The organism is Flavobacterium sp. UGB4466, from assembly GCF_903469665.1.
GTDB classification, from domain to species: domain Bacteria; phylum Bacteroidota; class Bacteroidia; order Flavobacteriales; family Flavobacteriaceae; genus Flavobacterium; species Flavobacterium lipolyticum.
Map to the genome: position 1 here is coordinate 1 of NZ_CAGKLC010000106.1, position 13,595 is coordinate 13,595.

At 34.2% G+C, this 13,595-nt stretch carries 9 protein-coding genes and 1 tRNA gene; 4 read left to right on the forward strand and 6 right to left on the reverse strand.

Going from position 1 to position 13,595, the window contains the following annotated elements; all coding sequences use genetic code 11:
• Nucleotides 1-69: 69 nt before the first annotated feature.
• From JO950_RS18605 to JO950_RS18615, 3 genes are all read left to right on the forward strand, one after another.
• Nucleotides 70-139, forward strand: a tRNA-Lys gene (locus tag JO950_RS18605).
• A 505-nt stretch (nucleotides 140-644) separates the two neighbouring features.
• On the forward strand, nucleotides 645-1,517 hold the full coding sequence (locus JO950_RS18610) for an ABC transporter ATP-binding protein (protein WP_202703980.1): 873 nt from the start codon (nucleotides 645-647) through the stop codon (nucleotides 1,515-1,517).
• A 98-nt stretch (nucleotides 1,518-1,615) separates the two neighbouring features.
• Complete coding sequence (locus JO950_RS18615; RefSeq protein WP_202703981.1) at nucleotides 1,616-5,200, forward strand: M1 family aminopeptidase; 3,585 nt, start codon at nucleotides 1,616-1,618, stop codon at nucleotides 5,198-5,200.
• 552 nt (nucleotides 5,201-5,752) lie between these two features.
• On the opposite strand, the gene JO950_RS18620 is transcribed toward JO950_RS18615, so the two are convergent.
• Together JO950_RS18620 and JO950_RS18625 are read right to left on the reverse strand one after the other, a co-directional pair.
• Nucleotides 5,753-7,297, reverse strand: a complete 1,545-nt coding sequence (locus JO950_RS18620; RefSeq protein ID WP_202703982.1) for a hypothetical protein — start codon at nucleotides 7,295-7,297, stop codon at nucleotides 5,753-5,755.
• Nucleotides 7,298-7,723: 426 nt separating this feature from the next.
• Nucleotides 7,724-8,461: a hypothetical protein gene (locus JO950_RS18625; RefSeq protein WP_202703983.1), complete on the reverse strand. Its 738-nt coding sequence runs from the start codon at nucleotides 8,459-8,461 to the stop codon at nucleotides 7,724-7,726.
• 428 nt (nucleotides 8,462-8,889) lie between these two features.
• Between JO950_RS18625 and JO950_RS18630 the strand changes: the two genes are divergently transcribed.
• On the forward strand, nucleotides 8,890-9,555 hold the full coding sequence (locus tag JO950_RS18630; RefSeq protein ID WP_202703984.1) for a M15 family metallopeptidase: 666 nt from the start codon (nucleotides 8,890-8,892) through the stop codon (nucleotides 9,553-9,555).
• Here JO950_RS18630 and JO950_RS18635 read toward each other — a convergent pair whose 3' ends face one another.
• The 4 genes from JO950_RS18635 to JO950_RS18650 form a co-directional block, all read right to left on the reverse strand.
• Nucleotides 9,556-10,122 (reverse strand): hypothetical protein, encoded by a 567-nt coding sequence (locus JO950_RS18635; RefSeq protein WP_202703985.1) that lies wholly within the window; start codon nucleotides 10,120-10,122, stop codon nucleotides 9,556-9,558. It lies immediately after the preceding gene.
• A 2-nt stretch (nucleotides 10,123-10,124) separates the two neighbouring features.
• A complete protein-coding gene (locus JO950_RS18640; RefSeq protein ID WP_202703986.1) occupies nucleotides 10,125-11,306 on the reverse strand; it encodes a class I SAM-dependent methyltransferase in 1,182 nt (393 codons plus the stop codon).
• A 2-nt stretch (nucleotides 11,307-11,308) separates the two neighbouring features.
• Nucleotides 11,309-12,400, reverse strand: a complete 1,092-nt coding sequence (locus JO950_RS18645; protein ID WP_202703987.1) for an AI-2E family transporter — start codon at nucleotides 12,398-12,400, stop codon at nucleotides 11,309-11,311.
• A gap of 113 nt (nucleotides 12,401-12,513) precedes the next feature.
• A complete protein-coding gene (locus tag JO950_RS18650) occupies nucleotides 12,514-13,464 on the reverse strand; it encodes a zinc metalloprotease (protein ID WP_202703988.1) in 951 nt (316 codons plus the stop codon).
• Between the last annotated feature and the right edge of the window lie 131 nt (nucleotides 13,465-13,595).

The following is a 13,595-nucleotide window of genomic DNA, read 5'->3' on the forward strand; positions in this document are numbered from 1 at the left end:
TTCGAATCCTTCTGCGTTCACAAAAAGCCACTCTAATCGAGTGGTTTTTTTGTTTTATATAGTTTTCGTGGATAGCTGAGCCTGATAGTGCATCCCGATTTTATCGGGACGGTCGAAGGTTCGAATCCTTCTGCGTTCACAAAAAGCCACTCTAATCGAGTGGTTTTTTTGTTTTATATAGTTTTCGTGGATAGCTCAGGCGGATAGTGCATCCCGATTTTTATCGGGACGGTCGAAGGTTCGAATCCTTCTGCGTTTACAAAAAGCCACTCAATTTGAACATGCTCCAAATAGTGTCTAACTTTTTGGGGTATGTTTACTTAATTGGGGTGGCCTTTTATTTTGTATGGATTTTAGGGATATAGCTCGGTAGGAGAGAGCAGATCAAAAATGTGCAAGCATTTATTGCATCATGCCCTTCATTTATTACATCAGATGCTTCAATTATTACAATTAATTACAGGTGAATTCTTGTTAAATCATATTTGTTGCGAATTGCAAGGTTCCGAGAAGGGTAAACCATTGTGAGGGAAATAAAACTGGGATTATTCCAAACCAAAAATGAATCTTGCATCAAAACTGTAACAAATGAGTCTAACTAACGTCTTACGTGTTTATTATCAACCAAAAAAATAAATTTACCAATGGAATTAATCATTAAAAACCTGGACAAAAAGTACAGTAATGGCGTGCATGCACTGAATGATGTGTCACTTCATATTAAAAAAGGAATGTTTGGGTTACTTGGACCAAATGGAGCCGGAAAATCTTCTTTGATGCGAACACTGGCTACTTTGCAGGATGTTGACAGCGGTTCAGTTACTCTTGGAGACATTGACGTACTGAACAACAAAGAAGCGGTTCGTAAAGTTCTGGGTTATTTGCCACAGGAATTTGGCGTATATCCAAGAACTTCAGCGGTGGAACTTCTGGATCATTTAGCGTTGCTGAAAGGATTTGATAAAAAGTCTGATCGTAAACAAATCATAGAACAATTACTGGTCAAAGTCAATCTGTGGGAACATCGAAAAAATGCTGTGAGCAGTTACAGTGGAGGGATGCGCCAGCGTTTTGGGATTGCACAATGTTTAATAGGTAATCCACAGTTGGTTATTGTAGATGAGCCTACTGCAGGATTGGATCCTGGCGAGAGAAATCGTTTTTATAATATCTTGAGTGAAATTGGTGAAAATACTGTGGTTATCCTTTCTACTCATATTGTTCAGGATGTTCGTGAACTTTGCACAGAAATGGCGATAATGAACCAAGGAAGAGTTTTATTTAGCGGGAATACTGATGATGCTTTATTGCAAGTGAAAAGTAAAGTTTGGGAGAAAAAAGTAACCAAACTGGAATTACCTGAATACCAAAAAGACTACAAAGTCATTTCGAATAAATTAGTTGGCGGACAACCTTTGATTCACGTTTTTTCGAATACAAATTTGAACAACGGATTCAGTCCGGCAGAGGAAAATCTCGAAGATGTGTTTTTCGCGAAATTAAACGAATTAGTTTAAGAAAAAAATGGTGGACTACCAGGATTATAGAAAGTTAGTCTGGTAGCCCCTCAGTATTGAAAAACGTCAATCTTTTATCCCTTTTTAAACAAAAAATTATGTGGAAATTTATACGATATGAATTAAAATATTGGTTGCAAACACCAATGATATGGATCTTTTTATTCATTAATACCCTGATCGTTTTTTTTGCGGTAGGATCAGAGCAGGTTACCATTGGCGAAAGCATTGGTAATATACACAAAAATGCACCTTTTGTAGTAGAACAATTCTACGGCATACTTTCAGTGATTTGTTTATTGATGACCACAGCTTTTATGAATGCCACGGCTAACCGTGATTTTCAAAGTGGAATGTATCAATTTATATTCTCCTCCCCGATCAAAAAGAGGGACTATTATTTCGGAAAATTTATTGGAGCATCGATTGTTTCGGTAATTCCTTTACTGGGTATTTCTCTTGGTGCCCTGATTGCCCCAATATTAGCTCCCATTTTTAATATGTGTCCGACGGAAAGGTTTGGCGAAATCATTTGGTCCGGACACTTGCAAGGTCTTTTGGTTTTCGGAATTCCAAATGTCATTATTTCAGGTGTATTACTATTTGCTTTAGCGATTATTTTTAGAAGCAATATTGTATCCTTCATAGGGGCTATGCTTATTTTGGTATTTTATGTAGTCTCTTCCGGATTTACTAAAGATATTCATAAAGAATGGTTAGCCAATTTGCTCGACCCTTTTGGGCTTCGTCCGTTTAAGATTATGACCAAATATGCCACTGTTGCTGAAAAAAACTTAAACGCAGTCTCCTTGCATGGCGATTTATTAACCAATCGTTTGCTCTGGATAGGAGTAAGTTTGATTATTTTAGTGGCAGTTTATTTTAAATTTTCTTTTAATGCTAAAAAAGAAAAAAGTAAAGAAAGTAAAACAACAAAAGTATCTGAAGTTCCTTTTGTTGTTTCAAATAAGGTATTTGAAACAACAAAAGCCGATGTTTTTTCGATAAGTACCTTTTGGAATTTGGTAAAATTTGAAACTAAATCCATTATCAAAAATCCGACTTTTATTATCATTATTTCCATTGGAATGATTAATCTGATTGCAAGTCTTACGAGTTTTACAGGCCGTTACGGAATTGCTCAGTATCCTGTTACTTATGATGTAATCGACACTATAAGAGGTGCCTTTGGTATTTTTATGATTGGATTTATTACTTTTTATACCGGCGTTTTAGTGTGGAAAGAACGCGATGCCAAAATCAATGAAATTCAGGATGCAACCCCCATCAGAACGGGTACTTTATTCTCCTCCAAATTGGCAGCTCTTATTATTGCTTTAGCCATTGTTTTTGGCTTAACAATAGTTGTTGGGATTATTTCACAAACAGCTCATGGGTATTACAATTACAAATTGGATGTTTATTTTAAATCAATAATGTTGGTGTCTTTGCTGAGTTATTCTTTTATGGCGGTAATCTCTCTGTTATTTCATTATTTAATCAATAACCGCTATATCGCTTATTTTGCTTTCGTCACTTTTGTTATCGTTAATAATTTCATCTGGGGATTGCTCGAAATCAATACCAATATGTTGAATTTTGGTAACACACCAGCCATTACTTACTCGGACATGAATGGGTTTGGACCTTTTGTTTCCTCTACCATTTGGTTCAACATATATTGGGTATTGTTTTGTTTGATCTTGTGTTTTGTCATTACGGTATTTTACATTCGTGGTAAAGAGCAGCAATTTAAATACAGATGGGTAAATGCAAAAGTACAGCTTAGAAAAAATAAGATTTCGATAGCCATTAGTTTGATTGCATTTGGACTTTGCGGTAGTTTTGTTTATTACAATACCAAAGTTTTAAACACTTATGATTCTTCAAAAGAACAGGAGAACAAACAAGTGGAGTATGAGAAAAAGTATAAAAAATTTGAAAATTTGGTACAACCTCGTTTTTATAAATTCAATTACACGATTGACCTCATGCCCGAACAACGGAACATGACTGCAAAAATAGAAGCTTGGGCAAAAAACAAATCTAATGTATCGATACGAGAGCTCCATTTCACGTTGCCACAATTATCTGATAGTTTAAAAATTAGTATTGCCGGAGCAAAATTGAAGCTAAAAGATTCCCGTTTAGAGTATCAGATTTATGAATTAGATAAACCTTTATTGCCAAATGATTCCATTAGGATTAACATCGATGTAAAGAAATGGACAAAAGGATTCGAAAACGAAGTTAGTTTTACACAACTGACACAAAACGGAACCTTTTTCAATAATTCAGATATTTTACCTTCTTTCGGATATAATAGTGACGTGGAGATTTCAGATAAAAACAAACGAATCAAACTGAAATTACCAAAGAGAGACAGAATGCCAAAACTGGATGAGGGAAATCTTTCGGCCAGAGCCAACACCTACCTCGGAAATGATTCGGATTGGGTTGAAGTGAATACTACGATAAGCACATCACCAGATCAAACGGCTATTGCTCCGGGATCATTATTAAAAACCTGGGAAGCCAACGGAAGAAAGTATTTCACTTATAAATTGGATCAAAAATCATTGAATTTTTATTCCTTTATTTCTGCAAAATATGAAGTAGTGCGCAAAAAATGGAATGGCGTTGATTTGGAAGTTTATTATGATAAGGAACATGCCTATAACGTTCCGAATATGCTCAAAAGCATGCAAAAATCATTAGAATACTATACGAAGAACTTTGGGCCTTACTACCATAAACAATGCAGAATTATCGAGTTTCCAAGATATCAAAGTTTTGCACAAGCTTTCCCGGGTACTATGCCTTTTAGTGAGGGGATCGGTTTTATTGTGGATTTACGCGAAGTAAATAAAGATGATATCGATCAGGTTTATTATGTCACGGCACACGAAATGGGGCATCAGTATTGGGCACATCAGGTTTGCGGAGCCAATATGCAGGGAAGTGAAATGTTTAGCGAAGGTTTCGCACAATATTCTGCCTTGATGGTTATGGAAAAAGAATATGGGAAAGACAAAATGAAAAAGTTCCTGAAGTATGAAATGGATCGTTATTTAAGCGGTCGAAGCTCTGAACTTGAAGGAGAACAGCCTTTGATGAAAACCGAGCATCAACAATACATTCACTATCAAAAAGCAAGTGTCGTTATGTATTATTTGAAAGAAATGATTGGGGAGAAAAAAGTAAATCAAGCGCTGAAAAATTTGGTTGATGCTTATGCTTATAAAAACCCGCCGTTCCCAACTTCGATAGATGCCGTAAGTGAATTGCGAAAAGTAACTCCCGATAGTTTGCAATATTTAATTTCGGATATGTTCGAAAACATTACCTTATTTTCGAATCGAATGCTTGAAGCCAAGTATAAAAAAGTAGGGGCTGAGTACGAAATCACTTTAAAAACGTCTTCAGAAAAATTAAGATCGGATGCACTTGGAAAAGAAACTCAGGTACCGGTTGCGGATTATATTGATATTGCCGTTTTTGCAGAACCAAAAAATGATTCTGGTTTAGGAAAAGTTTTGGTTTACAAAAGATTGAAAATAACAAAAAAAGACAATGTTTATGTTTTTAGGACTAAAGAGAAACCTTTTGAAGCTGGTATTGATCCCTACAATTATTTGATTGATCGAATTCCGGATGACAATTTGAAGAAAGCAGAGGATTAATTTTTTAAGCAAAACTGCTAAAATATCGATTTAATTAAAAGATTTTAAATGAATTTTACCCTTTTTTTAAGGGTTTATGTTAATTCGAATGCTTGTGCGTTCGCAAAAAGCTACTCAAATCGAGTGGCTTTTTTTGTTTATATCAGTTTCAACTACATAGTTCGGGATTGATACAAAAAATGGATCAGGTTTAAAAGTTGGTAATTTTGAAAAACTAAGCTAAGTGGAGATAAACATTAGCAATGGGTTCAGCCATTGTAATAAAGTAAATCTAGTAGAGAATAACAAGAGATCGCGACAGTGCTAATCTCACCAGATTAAGCCACTGGCAATAATCGAATCGAGAATAGACCAGGAGAAGTAAAAAAGGGTTTAGCTAGGATGAATGATCCTACTTTGTTTGGAAATAGAATAGCTAAAGGTTTTGAAGAGTATTCTTTTATGAAATCAGTAATTGTTGACTAACATATCGAATCTTGCAGCTAAAAAAATCAAACTTTATACAAAAGCTAAAGTTGTATAAAGTTTGATAGTATTTTAAGAATGCTTCTTTTAATTCTCAATAAACACTCCTATTTGTTGCAGATGTTTTTCGGTTTGATATTTATTAAAGTTATTCCATTTCGGAGGTGAACTTGTTTTTTTTCCGTACATAAGATCCAAGCAGACGTTATTGTCTTTATATTTATCGTGTAAAACAGCCAAAATCTTAAAGAAAAACTGATCCAGTATAACAATGCCTTCAAATTCGGATTTTAGTTCATTATAATTACTATCTGATGGATTTAGTAATTGCAATAAGGTTAGGATTGTGTCTTTTTCAGTCTCAGTGATTTCGGTCAGGTAGCCAGTTTTTAAGGTTTTGAATACTAAATTGTTCCAAACCTTACTATCATGTCCCCATTGAACGTCAGGTAGATTTAAGGAATGTTCGCAAATTAGAATAATCGAAAAAAGAACATCATTTAAGTATTCTGCCGGAAATTCGTCAAAACTTCTGAATTCAAAACCGCTTTGGTACATTTTCTCCTGATTAAAATCCAGACCCACTTCAGAAAGTAATTCGTACTCCATTTCTGTCTCAATCTGGTCGCGCCACCAAATATTATCTTCTTTTTTGAATTTTAGCAATTTTCTAAAGTCATCCACTTTATAGGTTAGAATTTTGCCTTTAGGCATTGCTTTATTAAAAGTTCCTACACCGATGTAGCGTGACATGGCATTTCTCATAGAACCTAGAGTAAATTTCTTGTCCAAACTATAGGTGTTGCTTATCACTCCCATAATATCAGGACTTCCAAGGGTGGCGATAAAAAAAGGCTCGAACCATTGCAATAAATAAATAGCATTGGCATGTGTTTTATTAAAATCACTATAATCGAGAATCCGGCTGTCTTTTGTTAGCGAGGGTAAAGTAATGTGAAAATGATATGTTCCGTTATTAAACAAAACAAGATTTTCCTGGTTGGTCATAAACATGTTAAGGCCATTGTTGTAATCCGGAAAATTTAATTTACCATTAAGTATTGCTGAGTCATTAATTTTATCAAGAAATAACTTTTTGGTTGCCTTTAATTCTTTGCATGAATCAGCTATTGTTCGATTTTCAAAATATTTAGTTACAAATTCTATAGAATCACCATCGAAATGAACAGATCCCATCGTTTTGTTTCTTTGGGTAATCATGCTTTGAATATTGTATGGTTGATCTTCAAGGAAAAGTTCCATAATGGATTTTCCAAGATATTCCGGATTTTCAAGTGGTTGTGTATTTGCTTCAGCGGATTCGGTAGTAGGAACCAATGATTTTACGGGGGATAATGTTTTGTGCTGATAGTTTATATCCAGTTTTTCCAGCGAATGACTGTTCATCATTCTGCTCACTTTATAGCTCTCGTTTGTGTCAAAAGCTTTTTTAAGTACAGGTGCCAAACTTTCTGGTTTGTAGCATTTTCGATAGTCAATGCTGTATTTTTCAAACCCAATTTTTTTTTGTATAAATTCACCAGAAACTATTAGGGATTCTTCAAATTGCATGTAGGTTTCGTTTTCTAATCCAATTCCCCAAAAATATTTTTTTGTCTGATTGTCTTTCATTTATACTAATTTTCTTTTTTAAGGTTGTTTTAAAGTGTTTATTTTTATGCTAAACTAAGAAGTTCATCTACTGAAATTCTGAGTCGTAAGATCTTTTAACAGATAAGACCTAATGGCTTGCATCTCTTAAAAAAGCTTTGTTTTGTTTGTAAAATGGTATGAATTAATAGTAGTCTGGGAAGTTGTGTACTTGTATCGATTGAAAAATTGATTAAATAATTTTATAATGAGGGTATAAAATTATTATTCTTGTTAATTATCTTTTTATCAATTGTTTAAGTAAGCGTATAGCCGAATTACAACTCTTGCGATTTCTGTTTTTTTCAGGTTGCGAAAGTAGTTCTTTATTATGTTATTTCCAAACCGTTAAAAGGTTGTAAATCAGTAATGTTTGGTTATGCGGAGAATTGAAGGTATTCTTTTTATTTATTCATGGTAATAAAATACGTAGGAGGAGTATAATTCGTCATTCCACCAGTCTTTTCTAACTTCTGAAAAATAATTATAATTAAGTTTTCCTGCCTGTGATTGCAGGGGATATAGGACTACGCCATTCTCTCGATAGGCCAGATTTAAATTTGTTTCAGGAACAACGGGAACGATATGACCAGATAGTCCTTTTTCTCTTCTTTTGGCACAAATTATTCCTATTCCACCATTGGTATTTACTTTGTTTTGAATTTCATCGGGAGTAAACATTCTTTCCCAGCCAAATTGAGGACCCCATTTTAGAAACCAATCGTGTATAGCACTGGAGTAAATGCGTTCAACGGTTTGCTCAAAAACAGCTTCCACTTCCTTTCCTTGCACTATTTTTTCGAGTGCTTCTTCAGTCCACCAAACAGTTGGGAGATAAACGCCGCTGAAATAGCAATAATCATAAGAGTAAACATTACAGTAGGTATCTTCTACTGTCCTTTGATATCTAATATTGGTTTCGACATCGAGTTTATCGATAAGTTGGCTAATGCTTTTTTTCTTACTGGAAACATCTGTTTGATCTCTAAATGGAATGCTGGAATCAGAAAGGGGTCTTTCTTTCATGTAAACAGAATCTAAACGGGATTGGGGATCCGGTAATAAATCGGCTTTTTTTAGTTTACTATCCCATGTTAGATGTCCGTCTAGTGTTAAGGGTGTGGTTTCTGCTGTATATTTCTCCATCTTGACTGCTTATTATGAACTAGCATAACAGGGGAATCAATTGTGTCCATAGTGTTACTCGGCTAGGTAAAAAGTAAATATAAGAATTTTAAGCTTTCCAATATGTTTTTTTACCGCCCCAAAGGTTAATAGTTGAGTTAATCGAATAAATAGGAGACGGACATTTTTTTATATTGAAGAAAAAAGAGTGTAAATGATTAATTAATAATGATTTATGATTTTGTTGAATTTTGTTATAAGAATTTCGGGCAATATCTGTTCTGGAAAAATAGCAACGCCCGTCTTATCATGCTGTCTGGTTAGTTTTTAGAGAGCTAAAAGGCAAGGGAGCAAAGGAAAATATCATGCAGACAGGTTAGATTTAGAAGTTTGATTGGATTAGCTTACGTGGATTTGTTTATATTTACTTCTTTCAATATATATTTATCATGAAATTAAGTTCTTCTTCCGCTCATACTTTATTTTTTCTGTTTGGCCTTTTCTTTTATGGACTTTCTTCAAATGCTCAAAATGAATCCTATTCATCTGAGGATAACGAAGAAATTGCCGACACCACTTTTGTGAATTTAAAAGATTACAGTAGTGATTTCGTTTATGATATGAAATATGCTACAGAAGATAATTTTTTGAAGGCTAAAGTCTATGATTGTGCCGAATGTTTGTTGCGTTATAAAACGGTAAAAGCGCTGATAGCGGCGAATAAAGATTTTATGAAAGATGGGTGTAAGATAAAACTTTTCGATTGTTACAGGCCATTATCGATTCAGAAAAAGATGTGGGAGATTGTATCGAATCCGGAGTATGTGGCAGATCCAAAAAAAGGCTCCATCCATAATAAAGGAGGAGCCGTTGATATAACTTTAGTAAATGCGAAGGGAGAGGAGCTGGAAATGGGTACTAATTTTGATTTTTTTGGCATTGAGGCCAGTCATAATTATAAAAAATTTCCAGTGTCAGTCAAAGCAAATCGAAAATATTTAAAAAGAGTGATGATCAAAAACGGATTCAATTCTTTTGATTCGGAGTGGTGGCATTATAATTTAAAGACAGGTCTAAAGGATAAAGTCTCGAACCAAAAGTGGAAATGCGATTAATTATTCAACACATCTTATGTTTTCCATGAAGTAAGTATTCGGATGGTAAACTTTACCATTCAGTTCAGAGGTTAATTCTCTTTTTACAATGTAATCTTCTATATTGGTCAGATACTTTATTCGCATAATTGAAATAGGGGATTTTTTGAGCTCTTCAAAACCTTCTTTCATGAACATAAAAATACCGGTATTGATACGATTGTCAAATCCTTTTTCATCATGAATAAGTGTACCACAACTTTCTTTGTCGATATGAATTAATGTTACGATTTTTCCGTTTTCTAATTGTAAAAAAACTTTTGAATTTTTATCAAAGCAGTTGGCTTTTATAAAATCTTTACTTTTTTGGATAAGTTGTAAATTTAAGGTCGGTAGACCGTCAGTTTGTGCGAGCGCGAAAAAGACATAATTAAAAGTGCCTCCAAAGTATTTTTCGCTGACCATGTAGTCGTTTGTTACTTTATAAGTCCCTAGGGAGTCAGTTACATTCGCACTGTATTCACATGGTTTTTGTGCAAAGGCGGTAAAGGTTAGTAAAAAAAAGGTTAGTGTAATTAGTTGTTTCATTTTTAAGTTATTTTTCTGCAAATTAAAACTATTTTGTTATCATTTTTATCCGTTGTAAAAAAACAATACAAATTTCCGCCGTTTTTTATTTTCCATTTTTTTCGAATGTTTTCTACTGTGTCCGGAAAGTTTCGCGTTGTGATATTGGCCTGCTGATTGGCAAGTTCAATTTTCATCTCATTCTTACTGTAGGAGATTGTTTTTTCGATTTCAAAACGTCGTCCCGGAAACTCGATTAAAGCTTCTGAGGTATAGAGATGGGAATGTTTATGAAGTTTGTTGATCTTAAAAATAGTACTTACTTCATCGAATCCTCCTGATTTCATAATAGACGAGTTGGGCTCGTAAACGTATTTTTGAGGAAGCTCGTAAGAAGGAAGATTAATTTCATTTCCTAAAATAAAATCAAAAGTCTCGATTTTATCTTTTAGAATATTGGCCGTTTTTATAGTGATTGCGCCGGAATAATTTTTACGAATCTCAAAAAGCAATTCTTTTACTTCGTTTTCAAGGGCAATAATATGTATGTTTTTAACAAACTGTAGTTCGGATAATCCTGCAGAAAGATCTAATAGCGGAGCTGTTTTTATCAGTATGGAATCTGTTTTCTCAAAGTAAAAATTTAGCAAATCAGGAACATTGGGTAAGCAGTCTTTCAGCATAAAAACTTTACCTTTAGCGTCGTTTCTGCGGGACGGATCAATATAAATCCAATCCCATTTTTTATTGGATTGATTTAAAACTGAAGTAGAATCATCAGCATAAAAAGTACAGTTTTCGACTTTAAGCTGTTTGAAATTATGTTTCACAATTTCCGATAAATCTTTATTGATTTCGCAATGCGCTATGTTTTTGAATTTTTGAGAGAAATAGTAATCATCGACACCAAAACCTCCTGTAAGATCAATTAAACTCTCTCCGGAAAGTAAAGTTGCTTTATAAGCGGCAGTTCTTTCGGATGAAGTTTGTTCAACCGATATTTTAGAGGGATAAATAATATTTTCGGCAGCAAACCAGGTTGGCAACTTGTCTTTTGCTTTCGATTTTGCTTCAATCTGATTTAAAATTACAATCCAGTCTATTTCAGGAAATGGATTTTTCTGAAGCGCTAATTTTGTAATCGGGACACCACTATTTTGAGTTATGAATTCCTGAATGTTTGGGGCTAAAATAGCAATATTCAATGTTAAATTCTTTCGGTTAATACAGAGACAATTTTGTTGTCAGGAAAAAATTCCTTTAAAATTACTTTCACCATAGTAAAGGCCGGAATAGCAATAATCATCCCAACAATTCCAAAAGTAATTCCACTGATTAAAGTAATCAGGAATATTTCTAACGGGTGCGAATTTACGCTTTTTGATGAGATTATGGGCTGACTGATGTTGTTATCAATAGCCTGAACCAGTAGGAAACCTATAAGCACATAGATTGTTTTAGGTAGTATTTCAGATTGAAAATCACTTCCGATCATACTAATCATGGTTAAAAGCCCTGCCAGTATGGTTCCTATAATTGGTCCTATGTAGGGAATAATATTCAAAATGGCACATAAAAAAGCAATAACAAAGGCATTTTTATTTCCAAAAATCATTAAAACAATTAAATACAGGATGAATACAACCGTTAACTGCAGTAAAAGCCCAACAAAATAGCGGGTCAGAAAATGGTTTATTTTGGTTATTGAATTTAAGATTTTGTCTTCATTGGTGTCAGGAAGAATTTTTCGGGCACTAACTTTAAAGGCATCCTGATCTTTGATAAAGAAAAAGGTAATAAAAAATACAGATACCAATCCCATTCCCATATTGGCCATGAAGCCTATAATTGAATTCAGGAAACCAGTAAAGTAACTGAAATCGATTATGGATGTGATTTTGGATTCTTTTAAAACCTTATTGAGATCCAGATGCTGTATATTAAAGTAATTTTCAATACTGCGTTCTGTTTCGAGAAATTGCTGTTGCAGAGTTTGAGTATCGAGTAATGATAAATTGTTGGCTTGCGAAATGATTAATGGTACAAACAATAGAATAAAACCAACAATTGCAAGTATGAATAAGATTAGCGCTGTAGTGGCGGCCAGTGAATTACTGAACTTTAGTTTATTCTTTAAAAATTGGATTAACGGATTGGCAATTAAACACAATAACAGCGAAATGCACAGATAGACAATTACGGTCTGGATTTGGTATAGAAAATATAGGACAGCTGCGACAATTAGGATTGTTGTTAGAGCTCTTAAAATTCCGTTAGATATTGTTTTCGATGTTATCATGATTCGATTTTAGATGATAAATATAGGAAAAAGCTTTTGAAATTTTATAGTAAACAAAAAAAGCGGGATGTTGCCATCCCGCTTTTCAGTTTGTCTTTTATACTTGTTTTGTATTAGATTCCAAAAGAAGCTCTTGGACCTCCGGTAACAAATATCGCAGCCATTCTGCTTTTTTGTCCTTGAGAGAACATATACATTGCGTTGTCATCAACGTAATCCATGTAGTTCATCGTCATTTCAACAGGAGTTCCTGAACAAGTGCTATAGTGAGGATAAGCTGGTACACCATAGTTTGCTGTGTTGTGTGTAGGAGTATCTGATACTAAATCGCTTCCACAAGTTGCATCTCCCCAGATGTGACGTAAGTTCATCCAGTGGCCTACTTCGTGAGTAGCTGTTCTTCCTAAGTTAAACGGTGCATTTGCAGCTCCGGAAAGACCAACATATTTAGGGTCAACTACAACACCGTCTGTAGCAGAAGCTCCTCCAGGAAATTGAGCATAACCTAAGATTCCGCCACCAATTGTGCAAGACCAAAAGTTAAGTTTTGTAGTTGGTGAAGTTGGTGCAATACCACCCTGAGCTGTTTTTTTCATGGCGTCATTTGTTCCCCATGAAGTTTTGGTAGTCGATTTTCTAATTACCTGATCTAAAACGAATGTAATTCCAACATTTGCTTTTACACCAGAAAAAAGAGCTGGTACACTATTGTAATCTGAATTTAAGGCATTGAAATCTTTATTTAAGACATCAATTTGCGTTTGAATTTGCGCATTAGAAATGTTTTCTGCTGCAGTTCTGTAAAGAACATTAACTACGACCGGAATTTCAATTTTACCGTTTACAAGACGTTTTGTCAAGATGGCATTTTCGGTAAATGCATTGATTTCGTTCATTCTGATTGCTAAGGTTGGATCAGCTTTCAGTTGAGCTTCTAAAACTTCCTGACTTGCGCATCCGCGATGTGCAATAGCTTCAACTTTTGAATCCGCAGATTCTGATTGGTCGTTTTGGCAAGAAAACAGCACTAATGCTGTAAATGCAGTAACAATGATTTTTTTCATAATAACTTGGGTTTTTGTTATAAAAAATTTGTTTTGGTTAATTATAATGCAATTTTATAACAAAAAAATTATTGTAACAAAAAAAACAGATAATATTATTTGTGAGAATTTTACAATCCCTTGTATAATCT

Excerpts from the sequence above, each read along its gene's own strand:
- JO950_RS18610 (WP_202703980.1), top strand. The coding sequence starts at position 645 with ATGGAATTAATCATTAAAAACCTGGACAAAAAGTACAGTAATGGCGTG.
- JO950_RS18615 (WP_202703981.1), top strand. The coding sequence starts at position 1,616 with ATGTGGAAATTTATACGATATGAATTAAAATATTGGTTGCAAACACCA.
- JO950_RS18620 (WP_202703982.1), bottom strand. The coding sequence starts at position 7,297 with ATGAAAGACAATCAGACAAAAAAATATTTTTGGGGAATTGGATTAGAA.
- JO950_RS18625 (WP_202703983.1), bottom strand. The coding sequence starts at position 8,461 with ATGGAGAAATATACAGCAGAAACCACACCCTTAACACTAGACGGACAT.
- JO950_RS18630 (WP_202703984.1), top strand. The coding sequence starts at position 8,890 with ATGAAATTAAGTTCTTCTTCCGCTCATACTTTATTTTTTCTGTTTGGC.
- JO950_RS18635 (WP_202703985.1), bottom strand. The coding sequence starts at position 10,122 with ATGAAACAACTAATTACACTAACCTTTTTTTTACTAACCTTTACCGCC.
- JO950_RS18645 (WP_202703987.1), bottom strand. The coding sequence starts at position 12,400 with ATGATAACATCGAAAACAATATCTAACGGAATTTTAAGAGCTCTAACA.
- JO950_RS18650 (WP_202703988.1), bottom strand. The coding sequence starts at position 13,464 with ATGAAAAAAATCATTGTTACTGCATTTACAGCATTAGTGCTGTTTTCT.